This is a genomic window from Planktothrix serta PCC 8927 (genome assembly GCF_900010725.2).
Classification (GTDB): domain Bacteria; phylum Cyanobacteriota; class Cyanobacteriia; order Cyanobacteriales; family Microcoleaceae; genus Planktothrix; species Planktothrix serta.
Genome location: NZ_LR734885.1, coordinates 31,319 through 44,372, shown reverse-complemented (window position 1 = coordinate 44,372; position 13,054 = coordinate 31,319). Strand labels below are relative to the sequence as shown.

Below are 13,054 nucleotides of genomic sequence, written 5' to 3'. Positions count from 1 at the left end.
GCTGGGAGTCTCCGCGATCGCAGGGGAGAAATATTAAAGGAAAAGGCGGTGCTGCCAGGGCGCGACAACTGAAAAAACAACGGCAAACCCTCAGAAACAAACTCAATCAAAAACAAAGCGACGGGAAGGATCAATCAGATGCCTTCCCTGTTTTTTTATTGGCATTCCCCTTGAATATTCGGACAAATTGTGGTATCCTGTAGATGCTTTGATGGATGATCTTGCCAATGGTTGAGTAACTGTTGTAACTCGCTTTTTAAGATTTCTAAGGCTGTAATTTGGTGATCAATCTCTGCAACTTTCATCGCTAAATGTTGTTTAACCTCCTCACAGGGAAGTTCACCCCGATCGCTAATATTTAAAATATCTCGAATTTCACTTAAACTCAAACCCAAAGATTGAGCTCGTTTGACAAAAGCTAAACGGTTGATCACTGACTGATCAAACAGTCGATACCCGGAGTTTGACCGTTCAACCGTTGGTGCTAATAAACCAATTTCTTCATAATAGCGAACCGTCTTTACCGATAAGCCACTCCGGGTGGCAACATCACCAATTTTTAACCGTCCATCTGTAATCACCGCACCCATATTCCGTGATCCTGAGTTTCAATTCCCAGAATAGGGAGAACGATGTTTATCTGTGGTTAATTTAGGTAGAGGAGGTCGGGAAGAACTCGGAGGGAGAGAATATTCCGGCGCCGTTTCAGGTTGTTGAATTTTAGAGCGTTGTAACATCCACCAACGCAAAACCAGTATGACCCCAACGGTAGAAAGTCCAAAACTTAATAACGATAAACTGGAACTCACCCCACCAATCACAGCATCTACTGTTCCAACCGTTACAACAAAACTAACAATGGGTTCTCGACGATACGCAGACTTTAAAACACGCGGCCATAAAGCATTCATCACAGTTTTACTCTAAATTTTAATATTGTTAACTTTAGTACAATTTATCGGAGCTAAAGCCGACAGCTTGATGATCCAATCTTTTTTACTTCAGAGTTTATCTAATTCCAATTTAACTCAATCTCCAGACTTTTGCTGAATTTTACCCCCAGTTGAGTCAGTTGTCATCCGTCTTTTTCCTGACTGTTATTGATTTACCATAGATTTGACATACTCCCCAGCCTAAAGGCGTGGGGATTCTCGCAGTTAAGTTAAAATTAACTCAACCCTAGCCAGGATAACAAACCCTGTCCACTAAAATACTCAATTGCCAAGGTGATCAAAAAACCAATCATGGCGGCTCGACCGTTTAACCGTTCAGAATATTGATTGAATCCAAATTTGGGTTCATTAAGGTTGGGGGTTGTTGTCGGTTGTGGTTGGTTCATGCTTGAATTCCTTGGGTTTTATTTACGATTTTACTCCTGATTGTATAAACAATGTCCTATCCATCTGACTCCTCACCCCCTCCGAATTCCGTCCAACGGGTTGCTTTTGCCCTTCGTACCACAGGCTGGGTTTGCTTTTGGACACAGCTAGTTTTAGCCGTTGTTTCGGTGATTATTCAGTTATTTGCTATTGTGGTTTTGAGTCCAGGAACAGCCGCAAAACCCGGCGCCACAGCCGGAATGGGTGGAGGTTTAGTCTTTGCCTTAATTGGACTCGGTATTTTAGGGTTTAGTATTTTTCAAGCCTTTCGTTACACCCGTTTGGCCCGCAGACTGAAAGCACCGGGAATGGCCCGTCCCAGTCGTGCAGAAACCATGAAACAAATTCGCCTCGGCTTGACGAGTAATTTAAGCGGAATGGCGGTGACATTAATCGCTTCAGAAGCCATCAACGGGATTTTATTAGCAAAAGCTATTTCTCAACCTCGTGGTTTTTTAGCTTCCTCGGTTAACTTGCAAGATTTCATCCAACCTGTTGATTTTTTCGTGGTTTTGGCGAATACTCATACGATTGTTGCTCATTTCGTTGGTATTGCAGGAGCGCTGTGGTTAATCAATCAAATTTATAAAAATTAAGAGACAGGAGGAAGTTTGTTTGAGTTTTATTAAAAAGGCGATCAGACTCTTAAGAGTGCGATCGCCTTTTTTATCTTATAGTGCTATATAGCAATCCTAAATCATTTGTGAAAAAGTTTTGTAGGGGTGGCGTCCCTCCCAACCCAGGCGCAAAGAGGGTTGGGAGGGACGCCACCCCTACTATAAAATAGTACAACCTATTTAGGACTGCTATATCAACCGGAACATCCCTCTGAAGTATAAAGTTTTAAGTATTTAGCAGATATCCATCCATAGGCTTTGTTCGGATCATTTAGAGGTTTTCCTAACCACCATAATTCCTGATTGTAGCAACATTCAATCAGTTCTACATCAATTTGATTAGGAATTTGATAAATTACATTATTAGAAGCAACAGCAGGAGAAGAACGGACATTGAGTTTACTATTGGTTGATAAATTAACTGTTGCAAATTCTCGATCAGAAGGAATTATTAAAGCATGGGGTTTGTACACATACCAAACCATACTTTTATCTTGACCACTTCCTAAAGATGTTAATAATGTAATTCGGTAATGATCTTGATCTTGATCTTCATAATTTGCTATAATTAAGCGACTTCCGACCACAAGATTGATTTTTTGAGACTCTGTTAAACTAGAAGAATCAACAGGACGCAATTTTAATAGCGTTGTGTGGGTAATAATTAATCGCATTTTAGTTTTGGGTGTAATTTAATCTTGACTTCATCGTGCAGTTCAGCAATTCAGGAGAATTTAAGAAAGATATGCAGATTTAACTGCGGGGTTTCCAAGTCCCATGAAATCCATTAGGAACAACATGGGGTAATGATAACCGACAAATCGGTTCTGCATCTAAATATTCTGAATCAAAAATCCAAACTTCGCTGGAATTTTGATCCCCATCATAAACAACAGTTAATACCCATTCTTGTTGAGGATTATCAATATCCTGAACACAAAGAGGTTCCATCGGATAACGATTATCCCCTAAAATTGCTGCTTGTAACGTTTGAGTTTGATGATCAAACCGTCCAATAGACCCAAACATTTCAATAGCACGATTCACCCCTGGTTTATGAAGGGATAAATAGGTAAATTTAGCTTTTTTTCCAACTTCTTTAGGAGAAACAGTCGGAAATTCACAATGGCGATCTAAGAGTTCTTCTAATTGCAGAAGTTTACCCGTTTGGGGTTGTAATACCATCCGCCATAAAGTTGATTCTGCTAGGGTATGAGTATTTCCAGTGGCGACTTCTTTCAAATATTGATTAGTTTGAAAATCGGGATACTGAACAAAATCAACAATCACAGTGCCATCATTTTCAACATAACCATTGCTAAAATGCCACTGAAACCAGGGTTCTGTTTCAATCCGATTTACGAGTTGAAGCGTTTGGCGATCAATAATTAAAATTTGGTTAGGGGTTTGAGGTTGCCAGAAAAAGGAATCACTAAAAGATTTAAACTGAAGTAAAACGGGTAAGATTTTTAACCGCAGGGGAGGAATAACAAAAATTAAATATTGACCTGCGAAGACAAAATCATGAATCACAGAAATCCCATCGATAGGAATTTGATTGTGTTGTATAATTTTTCCCGTGCGATCGCTTCGATACAGCATTAACTGAGGCGTTCCTGCTAAAATTTGCCCAAAATTGAAAATATCTCCCGTTTCAGGATCAATTTTAGGATGAGCAGAATAGGGGGTATTGTCAGTTAACTTGCTGAGGTTATCGAGTCCCCAAGTCTCTAAAGTTTGTAAATCTAAGGCGTGGGGTTGTGCTCCTTCCCACAACGCTAATAATTTATCGGGTAAGGCTAAAACCGAAGTATTCGCCGCATTTTTGAGGGGTTTGGTAAAGCGTTCCCAAAGGTTTCCGGGTGACGTCATTCCGTAACCCCCATACATCAAACGATTTGCTTGTTCTTCCTGCTGATAACCTGCGGTTTTGACATAACGATAGACTCCCGTTGCGCCTTCATCGGTGAAATGGACGGCTAAAATCGCCCCATCACCATCAAACCAATGTCCCACTCGCAACCCTCCCCGTTCCAAGCGTCCAGGGCCATTGCGATAGAGAGAACCTTTTAACCCAAGGGGGAGTTTTCCAGACAGAACAGGTAAAGGGGTGGGGGGAAATTCTGTCGCCGGGGTAGCGAACTGTTGTCCCCAGGTTGTTTGAGAGATTGTTGGTCTAATCACGATCAAATCGGACGGAATCCGGTTAAAACTTTAGTTACACTCCGAATAATTGTCGCTGAATTTGCTAAAATCTACAGGATTGTCCTGATTATGTTTTGTAATTATCCTTGAACCAAGCTATCAATCTGCCGAAAGTAGATGAATTTTTAGAAGAATTGGCAGCCATTCAACAAACTGGCTCCAAGCGTATTGCTTTGTTGGGTTCCCGTCATATTCCCCTAACCCATCAGAACTTAATCGAGATGATGAGTTATGCCTTAGTTTTAGAAGGTAATCATCTGATTACATCGGGTTCAACGGGGACGAACTCAGCGGCCATTAAAGGGGGAATGCGGGCTGACCCCAATTTGGTGACGGTGATTTTGCCGCAAAGCATGAAACGTCAGCCGAGAGAATCTCGCAAGCAGTTAGAACAGGTCATCCATTTAGTGGAAAATCCCAAGGGGGATGATTTATCACTAGCTGAAGCCAGTGCGCTGTGTAACCAAGAGATTATTTCTCGGTGTCAACAGTTAATTTGCTTTGCCTATCATGATAGTGTCACCCTCCTGAACACCTGTGAAGAAGCAGAGAATCAGCGCAAAATTGTGACGCTGTTCTATTTGGATTAGCAAGGGGAACAATTCATGAGTTTAGGGTTGTCAACGTCAGCCATTCCTTTAGATATAATAGGGGTGGCAAGGGCGTTAATTTTTGCTTGTTTCCCAGTCATTTTTGAACTTTGACCTTTACATTTTCAATTTTTATGGCTTCTACTTATTCATTTGATGTTGTGAGTGATTTTGATCGACAGGAATTAGTTAATGCTGTTGATCAAACTGAACGGGAAATTAAAAGCCGTTATGATTTAAAGGATACAAAGACCACCCTAGAATTAGGGGAAACGGCGATTGTTATTAATACCGATAGCGAGTTTACCCTGGATGCAATTCATACGATTTTGCAAACGAAATCCGCGAAGCGTAATCTTTCTTTGAAAATTTTTGATTATGGGAAAATAGAATCAGCCAGTGGTAATCGAGTTAGACAGGAAATTAAACTCAGAAAAGGCTTAACACAAGAAGTTTCAAAACAAATCACTAAGTTAATTAAAGATGAGTTTAAGAAAATTCAGGCTTCTATTCAAGGGGATTCTGTTCGGATTTCAGCTAAATCTAAAGATGAATTACAATTAGTGATTCAACGCCTCAAACAGGAAGATTATCCCGCCGCTTTACAATTTACCAACTATCGGTAAAATATCCACACTTATCTTTGATTGACACTCCACAGCCTCAAGGCTAGTGGATTCTTGGTTTATAGAATCTGAAGACACTTGACACTCCTCGCGCTGAAGTTCTAGTTTCAGGAAACCCTTGATTTTATTCTATTTTAATTAGGGCAATTAGTTTCTAGCCAACTGGATAAATCACCGACACTAGAAAAGTCAAAAATAGCCTCAGCTAAAGCTGATAATTGCTCTGAAGTTAGCTGTGATAAACTATCTTCTATTGATTGATTTAGTTCACCTAATTGCCGTTGCAATAGGCGTTTAATCAGATTTATTTGACCTCTTTGCTCACCAATTTGCTCACCAATTTCAATACCTTCAGCCCGTCCTTGAGTCAACCCTTGAGTCAACCCTTGAGTCAACCCTTGAGTCAACCCTTCAGCCCGAGCTTCAGCCTTACTCAACTCAATAGCACCTATTCTTTCCCGTTCAAACTGTTCTCGTTTCTCCAAATCGTCTATTTCCTCTAAACTTAAGTTGACCCGATCCGCGATCGCAAAAGCCTTCTCAATTTCGGGTACAATTAACATCGATTCTGGCACGACTTCTAAATCTGGTGCTTTGCGTAAAAAATAAAGCCATTTATCGGTAATATTAATCAATTCTTCCAAAGTTTTATTAAATTTGGGTAACTCCACAAATACTAATTTTAACGGACTGTGTTGATAATTCAGGAGTAACTCATCTTCCTTCAGAGTAAATTGTGAAATCACTTTATTATGTTCATTAAACATAATAAAATCCGTCACCGCTACACCTATTGCTGCTCTCAATTCTGGATAAACTTCCCCTAATTTTAGTTGATTTACATACATTTTGGCTGTGTTATAAAGAATTCTTTTGCCAAAAGCTGGTACATTTACAGCCTGCATTTCAATTAACACATTTTCGCCATTATTTAATTTAGCTTTGACATCAAAATAAGTTGTTTTTAAACCAGAAATTCTGCCGGGGGCGTAGGGGTCAATAATTTCTAAAGAAGTGATGAAAGTCTCACCCTGATAGACGATCGCATTCAGGAAACTAATTAAAATATCTTGACTTTGATCGGAGCCAAATATTTTTTTAAAGGCGTAGTCTGTTTTGGGATTAATAAATTTCATCCTGCCACCTGGAAATAATAATATAGTACAGATCGCCGCAGATGGTTATTCCCACTTACTTTTTTTGACTTTGACACAAACAGAGCAAACCAATAATATCATAAACCTGCTGCCTCGGCTACGTCAAATCGCGGCGATTTTTTTGATGATTCCTTTAAAATAACCCAGAGAAAAGTAAACATTTGTAAATGAGTGTTCTGAATCACTGATAATCGAAGGGAACTTTGGTAGATTAATTACGTCAAGGGTGTTAACTGTCATCTGTCCAGAGGCTGAAATATCACCTCCTAAAGTAGTTCAGGCGACAGACTCAACAAAAAACCATTTCAGCAGGATTCACCAAACCAATGAGAACTGTATCTCAAATTAACCACACCTCCGAAACAAACTTTTTAAATGGGGATTTTGGCCTTAGTAAAAACCCCAATTCAATAGCCATCATTGACCCGACAGTACCCGATAGTCAACATATAGCCCAAGGCATCAAACCCGGTACGCAAACCTACATCCTCGAAAGCCAGCCTAATGCTATAGAGCAAATTACCTCAATCCTAGCTCAACATACTGGCATCGAAGCCTTACACATCATCTCTCACGGTAGCCCCGGCAGCCTGTACCTAGGGACAACAGAACTCAATGGCCGTAACCTAGAAGACTACAGCCAACAGTTGCAACAATGGCGAAACGCCTTCACAACCCATGCCAGCATCATCTTATATGGATGTAACGTAGCGGCGGGGGACTCCGGTAGCCAATTCCTAACTCAACTTTACCAACTCACCGGGGCAAATATCGCGGCCAACCCCAACCTCACCGGGAATGCGGAAAAAGGCGGCACCTGGGACATCAGCCAACTCATCCCCCCATCCCCCCAAAAGCCTCAACTTGCCCTCACAGAAACTAGCCTCAAAACCTATAGTGGCGTACTAGCAGGCGTTACGGGTGTCAGTGCCACCAACTCTAACGGTAGTTTCAAAGTTGGTGATAATATCTACATCACCGTCACCTTTGATGCTCCTGTCACTGTCACTGGTACACCCCAACTGCAATTAGAAACAGGCACAACTGACCAATTTGCCGATTATCTTAGTGGTAGCCCGGGGAATGTACTCACCTTCAAGTATACAGTCGCAGCCGGAGATACCTCTGCTGACTTACAATATCTCTCCACAGCTGCCCTCACCCTTAACAGCGGCACAATTCAAGATGCTTCGTCTGTGGATGCTACTTTAACGCTCCCTGCCTTAACCGCACCTAACTCTCTTGGTGGTAGCCGAGCCCTAGTTATTGATACTGTTGTCCCAACTGTTGAGTTAACCTCATCTGCCCCAGCCACAGTTAAAGATCCATTTACCGTCACTGCTACCTTCAGTGAAGATGTTGGTACTTCTTTTGTCGCTGGTGATATTACCGTTACTGGTGGAACTGTTAGCAACCTGATCAAGAATGCCACTGATCCCAAAATCTACACCTTTGACGTGACTCCAACTGCTGCTACTGGAAGTAATGTCATCGTAAATATTGCTGCGAATAAAGCAACTGATCTTGCGGGTAATGGTAATACTGCTGCTCCTGCAACAATAAATCGTTTAGTAGATAAGACCGCCCCAACTGTTACTTTAGCCTCAACTACCGCATCCCCATCTAACGGTATATTTACCGTCACTGCTACCTTCGATGAACCTGTTACTAATTTTCTCGATACTGATATTGTTGTAGGAAATGGAACTGTTGGTACCTTTACCCAAAATTCTCCCACACTCTACACCTTTGAGGTGATTCCAACTGCGGATGGAAATGTCACTGTAAATATTCCTGGGGCTGCTGCAATTGATATTGCGGGTAATAATAATACTGCGGCTACTCAACTAAATCTTGTAGCAGATGCTACCGCCCCAAGCGTTACTTTAACATCAACTTCCCCATTAAAAGTTAACGGTGCATTTACCGTCACTGCTACCTTCAGCGAAGTTGTCACTGGCTTTGTTGAGGCTGATATTACCGTCACTGGTGGTGGAACTGCTAGTAACCTTGTCCAGAGCACCACTGATCCCAAAATCTACACCTTTCTGGTGACTCCACCTGCAGCTGCTACGCCGGGAGCTCCAGTCACCGTAAAGATTAATGCGGCTACAGCAACTGATCTTGCGCTTAATGATAATAACGCATCAAATACACTAACTCGTACTTATGATAACGTTGCCCCAACTGTTGTTAGTTTAACAACAACTGCCACAGACCCAGTTAAGGGTGCATTTACCGTCAATGCTGAATTCAGTGAAGATGTTGGTACTTCTTTTGTCAGTAGTGATATTGCTGTAGGGAATGGAACTGTTAGTAACTTTACCAAAATTGATTCCGATAGCTACACCTTTGAAGTGACTCCGAATGCGGATGGAAATGTCACCGTAGATATTCTTGCTAATGCTGTAACTGATACTACGGGTAATAATAATACTGCTCCTGCTACTCAGTTAGTTAAGGCAGCAGATATTACCGTACCAACTGTTATTTTAAGCTCAGCTGCCACACCCACAGTTAACGGTGCATTTACCGTCACTGCTACCTTCAGTGAAGATGTTAGTGCTTCTTTTGACGATACTGATATTACCGTTGGTGGTGTTGGTGGAACTGTTGGTGCCTTTAGCGGAGCAGCTGGTGGCAAAGTCTACACCTTTGATGTGACTCCAACTGCTGGTACTACTGGAACTGTCACCGTAGATATTGCTGCTGGTGCAGCACCTGATGCTGCGAATAATAATAATACCGCATCAAATACACTAACTCGCGTAGCAGATCTTAACGTACCAACTGTTACTTTAACCTCAGCTGCCCCAGACCCAGTTACCGGTGTATTTGCCGTCACTGCTGAATTCAGTGAAGATGTTGGTACTTCTTTTACCATTGGTGATATTACCGTTGGTGGTGGTGCAACTGTTAGTAACCCTATCAAGAGCGCCACTGATCCCAAAATCTACACCTTTAATGTGACTCCAACTGCGGATGGAACTGTCACCGTAGATATTGCTGGGGGTGTAGCTTCTGATGCTGCGGGTAATAATAATACTGCTGCTCTTCAGTTAACTCGCGCAGCAGATATTACCGTACCAACTGTTACTTTAACAACAACTGCCGCACCCCTAGTTAACGCTCCATTTACCGTCACTGCTACCTTCGATCAAAGTGTTGGTACTTCTTTTGACGCTACTGATATTACCGTTGGTGGTGGAACAGTCGGTACCGTTACCACAACAACTCCTGGCACAGTCTACACCTTTGATGTGACTCCAACTGCGGATGGAAATGTCACTGTAGATATTGCTGGGGGTGTAGCTTCTGATACTGCGGGTAATGGTAATATTGCTGCTCCTCAGCTAATTCAGGCAGCAGATATTAATGCCCCAACTGTTGCTTTAACCTTAACAAATCCTGCCACACCAGCCATAGTTAATGCTCCATTTAACGTGACTGCTACCTTCAGTGAAGTTGTCACTGGCTTTGTTGATACTGATATTACCTTTGCTGGTGGAACATTAGTACCTGCTAGCTTTGTCGCAGCACCTGATGGCAAAACCTACACCTTTAGTGTAGATCCAACTGCTAATACTGTTGGAAATGTCACCGTAGATATTGCTGGTGGTGTAGCTGATGATATTGCGCTTAATACTAATACCGTAGCACCTCAACTAATTGTTAGTGCTGATACCGTTCTCCCAATTGTTACTTTAACATCAGCTGCCCCAGCCACAGTCAACGGTTTATTTACCGTCACTGCTGAATTCAGTGAAGATGTTGGTACTTCTTTTGATATTAGTGATATTACCGTTGGTGGTGCTGGTGGTGGAACTGTTAGTAATCTGATCAAGAACGCCACTGATCCCGAAATCTACACCTTTGACGTGACTCCAACTGCGGAGGGAACTGTCACCGTAGATATTCTTGCTAATGCTGTAACTGATACTGCGGGTAATGATAATGCTACTACTGTTCCTGGTAATACACTAACTCGCACAGTAGACCTTCCCCCAACTGTTACTTTAGACTCATCTGCCCCAGCCACAGTTAACGGTTTATTTACTGTCACTGCTACCTTCAGTGAAAATGTCAGTGGCTTGGCCGAGAATGAGATTAGCGTTGTTGGTGGAAGTGTTGTTCCTAGTAGCTTGGCCCCAGCTGCTCCCGCAAACACCTACACCTTTAATGTGGCTCCAACTGTTGCGGATGGAACTGTCACCGTAGATATTGCTGCTGGTGTAGCAAATGATGCTCCTGGGAGTAATCCTAATACCGCATCAAATACACTAACTCGCATAAAAGATTTTACCCCCCCATCCGTCGTTACTTTAGAATCATCTGCCCCAGCCACAGTTAACGCTCCATTTACCGTCACTGCTACCTTCAATGAAGATGTTGGTACTTCTTTTTATGACGTTCCTACTGATATTACTGTAGGGAATGGAACTGTTACTGCTGGTAGCTTTACCCAGAGCGCCACTGATCCCAAAATCTACACCTTTGAGGTGACTCCAACTGCGGATGGAACTGTCACCGTAGATATTCCTATTGGTGCTGTAACTGATGCTGTGGGTAATAATAATACCGCACTAACTCAGTTAACTCGCGTAGCAGATATTACCGCCCCAACCGTTAGTTTAACCCCAGCTGCCCCAGCCACAGTTAACGGTTTATTTACCGTCACTGCTACCTTCAGTGAAGTTGTCACTGGCTTTGATAATACTGATATTGCTGTAGGAAATGGAATTGTTGGTACCCTTACCCAGAGCACCACTGATCCCAAAATCTACACTTTTGATGTGACTCCAACTGCGGATGGAACTGTCACCGTAGATATTCCTGCGACTAAAGCAACTGATGCTGCGGGTAATGATAATACTGCGGGTAATCAAATACTTCGCACAGCAGACCTGGCACCAACCGTTACTTTAGACTCAACTGCCACATCCCCAGTTAACGGTTTATTTACCGTCACTGCTACCTTCAGTGAAGTTGTCACTGGCTTTGCCGAGGGTGATATTAGCGTTGGTGGTGGAACATTAGTAGCTGGTAGCTTGGCCACAGTTGATGGTGGCAAAACCTACACCTTTAATGTAACTCCAAATGCTACTGGGCCTGTCACCGTAGATGTTCCTGCTGGTGTAGCCAATGATGCTTCGACTAATAATAATACTGCGGCTATTCAGTTAACTCGCGTAGCAGATATTACCCCCCCAACTGTTACTTTAGGCTCAGATGCCCCAGCCATAGTTAACGGTTTATTTACTGTCACTGCGACCTTCAGTGAAGATGTCACTACCTTTGACGCTAATGATATTAACGTTGTTGGTGGAAATGTCGGTAACTTTGTCACAGTTGATGCCAAAACCTACACCTTTGATGTAACTCCAACTGTTACTGGAACTGTCACCATAGATGTTCCTGCGGATCAAGCAATTGATGCTGCGGGTAATAATAATACTGCTGCTACTCAGTTAACTCGCGCAGCAGATATTACCGCTCCAACTGTTACTTTAGCCTCAGCTGCCCCAGCCACAGTTAACGGTTTATTTACCGTCACTGCGACCTTCAGTGAAGATGTCACTGGCTTTGATAATACTGATATTACTCCNTTTTGCTGTGTTATAAAGAATTCTTTTGCCAAAAGCTGGTACATTTACAGCCTGCATTTCAATTAACACATTTTCGCCATTATTCAATTTAGCTTTGACATCAAAATAAGTTGTTTTTAAACCAGAAATTCTGCCGGGGGCGTAGGGGTCAATAATTTCTAAAGAAGTGATGAAAGTCTCACCCTGATAGACGATCGCATTCAGGAAACTAATTAAAATATCTTGACTTTGATCGGAGCCAAATATTTTTTTAAAGGCGTAGTCTGTTTTGGGATTAATAAATTTCATGGTGTTAGTGGTAGGGACTTAGGGATCGCCTCATTCATGTTCAACTAGGACAATTAGTTTCTAGCCAACTGGATAAATCACCTAGACTAGAAAAGTCAAAAATAGCTTCAGCCAAAGCTGATAATTGCTCTGATGATAGCTGTGATAAACTATCTTCTATTGATTGATTTAGTTCACCTAATTGCCGTTTTAATTGGCGTTTAATCAGATTTATTTGACCAATTTGTATACCTTCAGCCCGTCCTTCAGCCCGTCCTTGAGTCAACCCTTGAGTCAACCCTTGAGTCAACCCTTGAGTCAACCCTTCAGCCCGAGCTTCAGCCTTACTCAACTCAATAGCACCTATTCTTTCCCGTTCAAACTGTTCTCGTTTCTCCAAATCGTCTATTTCCTCTAAACTTAAGTTGACCCGATCCGCGATCGCAAAAGCCTTCTCAATTTCGGGTACAATTAACATCGATTCTGGCACGACTTCTAAATCTGGTGCTTTGCGTAAAAAATAAAGCCATTTATCCGTAATATTAATCAATTCTTCCAAAGTTTTATTAAATTTGGGTAACTCCACAAATACTAATTTTAACGGACT

11 protein-coding genes and 1 pseudogene are annotated in these 13,054 nt (G+C 42.0%); 4 read left to right on the top strand and 8 right to left on the bottom strand.

The genetic code is table 11. The annotated features are described in order from the left end of the window. Positions 1-155: 155 nt before the first annotated feature. The 3 genes from PL8927_RS25805 to PL8927_RS28195 form a co-directional block, all read right to left on the bottom strand. Positions 156-590, bottom strand: a complete 435-nt coding sequence (locus PL8927_RS25805) for a heavy metal-responsive transcriptional regulator (RefSeq protein ID WP_083626661.1) — start codon at positions 588-590, stop codon at positions 156-158. An 18-nt stretch (positions 591-608) separates the two neighbouring features. Beyond that, entirely contained in the window at positions 609-911 is a 303-nt protein-coding gene (locus PL8927_RS25800) for a hypothetical protein (RefSeq protein WP_083626660.1), read from the bottom strand. Between the two features lie 257 nt (positions 912-1,168). Continuing rightward, positions 1,169-1,339 (bottom strand): hypothetical protein, encoded by a 171-nt coding sequence (locus PL8927_RS28195; protein ID WP_197047559.1) that lies wholly within the window; start codon positions 1,337-1,339, stop codon positions 1,169-1,171. A gap of 51 nt (positions 1,340-1,390) precedes the next feature. Between PL8927_RS28195 and PL8927_RS25795 the strand changes: the two genes are divergently transcribed. After that, positions 1,391-1,975 carry a DUF3611 family protein gene (locus PL8927_RS25795; protein WP_083626658.1) on the top strand — a complete coding sequence of 195 codons (585 nt, stop codon included), beginning with the start codon at positions 1,391-1,393 and terminating at the stop codon, positions 1,973-1,975. Positions 1,976-2,190: 215 nt separating this feature from the next. Here the strand turns inward: PL8927_RS25795 and PL8927_RS25790 are convergent, their stop codons facing one another. Both PL8927_RS25790 and PL8927_RS25785 read right to left on the bottom strand, forming a co-directional pair. Next, the gene (locus PL8927_RS25790; RefSeq protein WP_083626656.1) at positions 2,191-2,670 is read right to left on the bottom strand and encodes an SH3 domain-containing protein; all 480 of its coding nucleotides are present in this window, start codon (positions 2,668-2,670) and stop codon (positions 2,191-2,193) included. A 79-nt stretch (positions 2,671-2,749) separates the two neighbouring features. Further along, positions 2,750-4,180 (bottom strand): carotenoid oxygenase family protein, encoded by a 1,431-nt coding sequence (locus PL8927_RS25785; protein ID WP_231506147.1) that lies wholly within the window; start codon positions 4,178-4,180, stop codon positions 2,750-2,752. A gap of 107 nt (positions 4,181-4,287) precedes the next feature. Here PL8927_RS25785 and PL8927_RS25780 point away from each other — a divergent pair, with 107 nt between their 5' ends. Together PL8927_RS25780 and PL8927_RS25775 are read left to right on the top strand one after the other, a co-directional pair. Further along, positions 4,288-4,791 (top strand): DNA recombination-mediator protein A, encoded by a 504-nt coding sequence (locus PL8927_RS25780; protein WP_083626652.1) that lies wholly within the window; start codon positions 4,288-4,290, stop codon positions 4,789-4,791. Between the two features lie 134 nt (positions 4,792-4,925). Next, the gene (locus PL8927_RS25775; RefSeq protein WP_083626650.1) at positions 4,926-5,417 is read left to right on the top strand and encodes a YajQ family cyclic di-GMP-binding protein; all 492 of its coding nucleotides are present in this window, start codon (positions 4,926-4,928) and stop codon (positions 5,415-5,417) included. 134 nt (positions 5,418-5,551) lie between these two features. On the opposite strand, the gene PL8927_RS25770 is transcribed toward PL8927_RS25775, so the two are convergent. Next, positions 5,552-6,553, bottom strand: a complete 1,002-nt coding sequence (locus tag PL8927_RS25770; protein WP_083626648.1) for an Rpn family recombination-promoting nuclease/putative transposase — start codon at positions 6,551-6,553, stop codon at positions 5,552-5,554. A 347-nt stretch (positions 6,554-6,900) separates the two neighbouring features. On the opposite strand from PL8927_RS25770, the gene PL8927_RS25765 reads away from it, so the two are divergent. Continuing rightward, positions 6,901-12,246 (top strand): Ig-like domain-containing protein, encoded by a 5,346-nt coding sequence (locus PL8927_RS25765; protein WP_083626646.1) that lies wholly within the window; start codon positions 6,901-6,903, stop codon positions 12,244-12,246. On the opposite strand, the pseudogene PL8927_RS28720 reads toward PL8927_RS25765, so the two are convergent. Next, positions 12,181-12,468: pseudogene (locus PL8927_RS28720) on the bottom strand (Rpn family recombination-promoting nuclease/putative transposase); the annotation flags it as partial. The gene PL8927_RS25765 and the pseudogene PL8927_RS28720 sit on opposite strands and share 66 nt — an antisense overlap. A 40-nt stretch (positions 12,469-12,508) precedes the next feature. Then, the coding region (locus tag PL8927_RS25755; RefSeq protein ID WP_156093339.1) for a DUF4351 domain-containing protein at positions 12,509-13,054 on the bottom strand (546 nt) is incomplete at its 5' end.

What these genes read in the sequence shown, in the direction of transcription:
- PL8927_RS25805 (WP_083626661.1), bottom strand. Translation starts at nt 590, where the DNA reads ATGGGTGCGGTGATTACAGATGGACGGTTAAAAATTGGTGATGTTGCC.
- PL8927_RS25800 (WP_083626660.1), bottom strand. Translation starts at nt 911, where the DNA reads ATGAATGCTTTATGGCCGCGTGTTTTAAAGTCTGCGTATCGTCGAGAA.
- PL8927_RS28195 (WP_197047559.1), bottom strand. Translation starts at nt 1,339, where the DNA reads ATGAACCAACCACAACCGACAACAACCCCCAACCTTAATGAACCCAAA.
- PL8927_RS25795 (WP_083626658.1), top strand. Translation starts at nt 1,391, where the DNA reads ATGTCCTATCCATCTGACTCCTCACCCCCTCCGAATTCCGTCCAACGG.
- PL8927_RS25790 (WP_083626656.1), bottom strand. Translation starts at nt 2,670, where the DNA reads ATGCGATTAATTATTACCCACACAACGCTATTAAAATTGCGTCCTGTT.
- PL8927_RS25775 (WP_083626650.1), top strand. Translation starts at nt 4,926, where the DNA reads ATGGCTTCTACTTATTCATTTGATGTTGTGAGTGATTTTGATCGACAG.
- PL8927_RS25770 (WP_083626648.1), bottom strand. Translation starts at nt 6,553, where the DNA reads ATGAAATTTATTAATCCCAAAACAGACTACGCCTTTAAAAAAATATTT.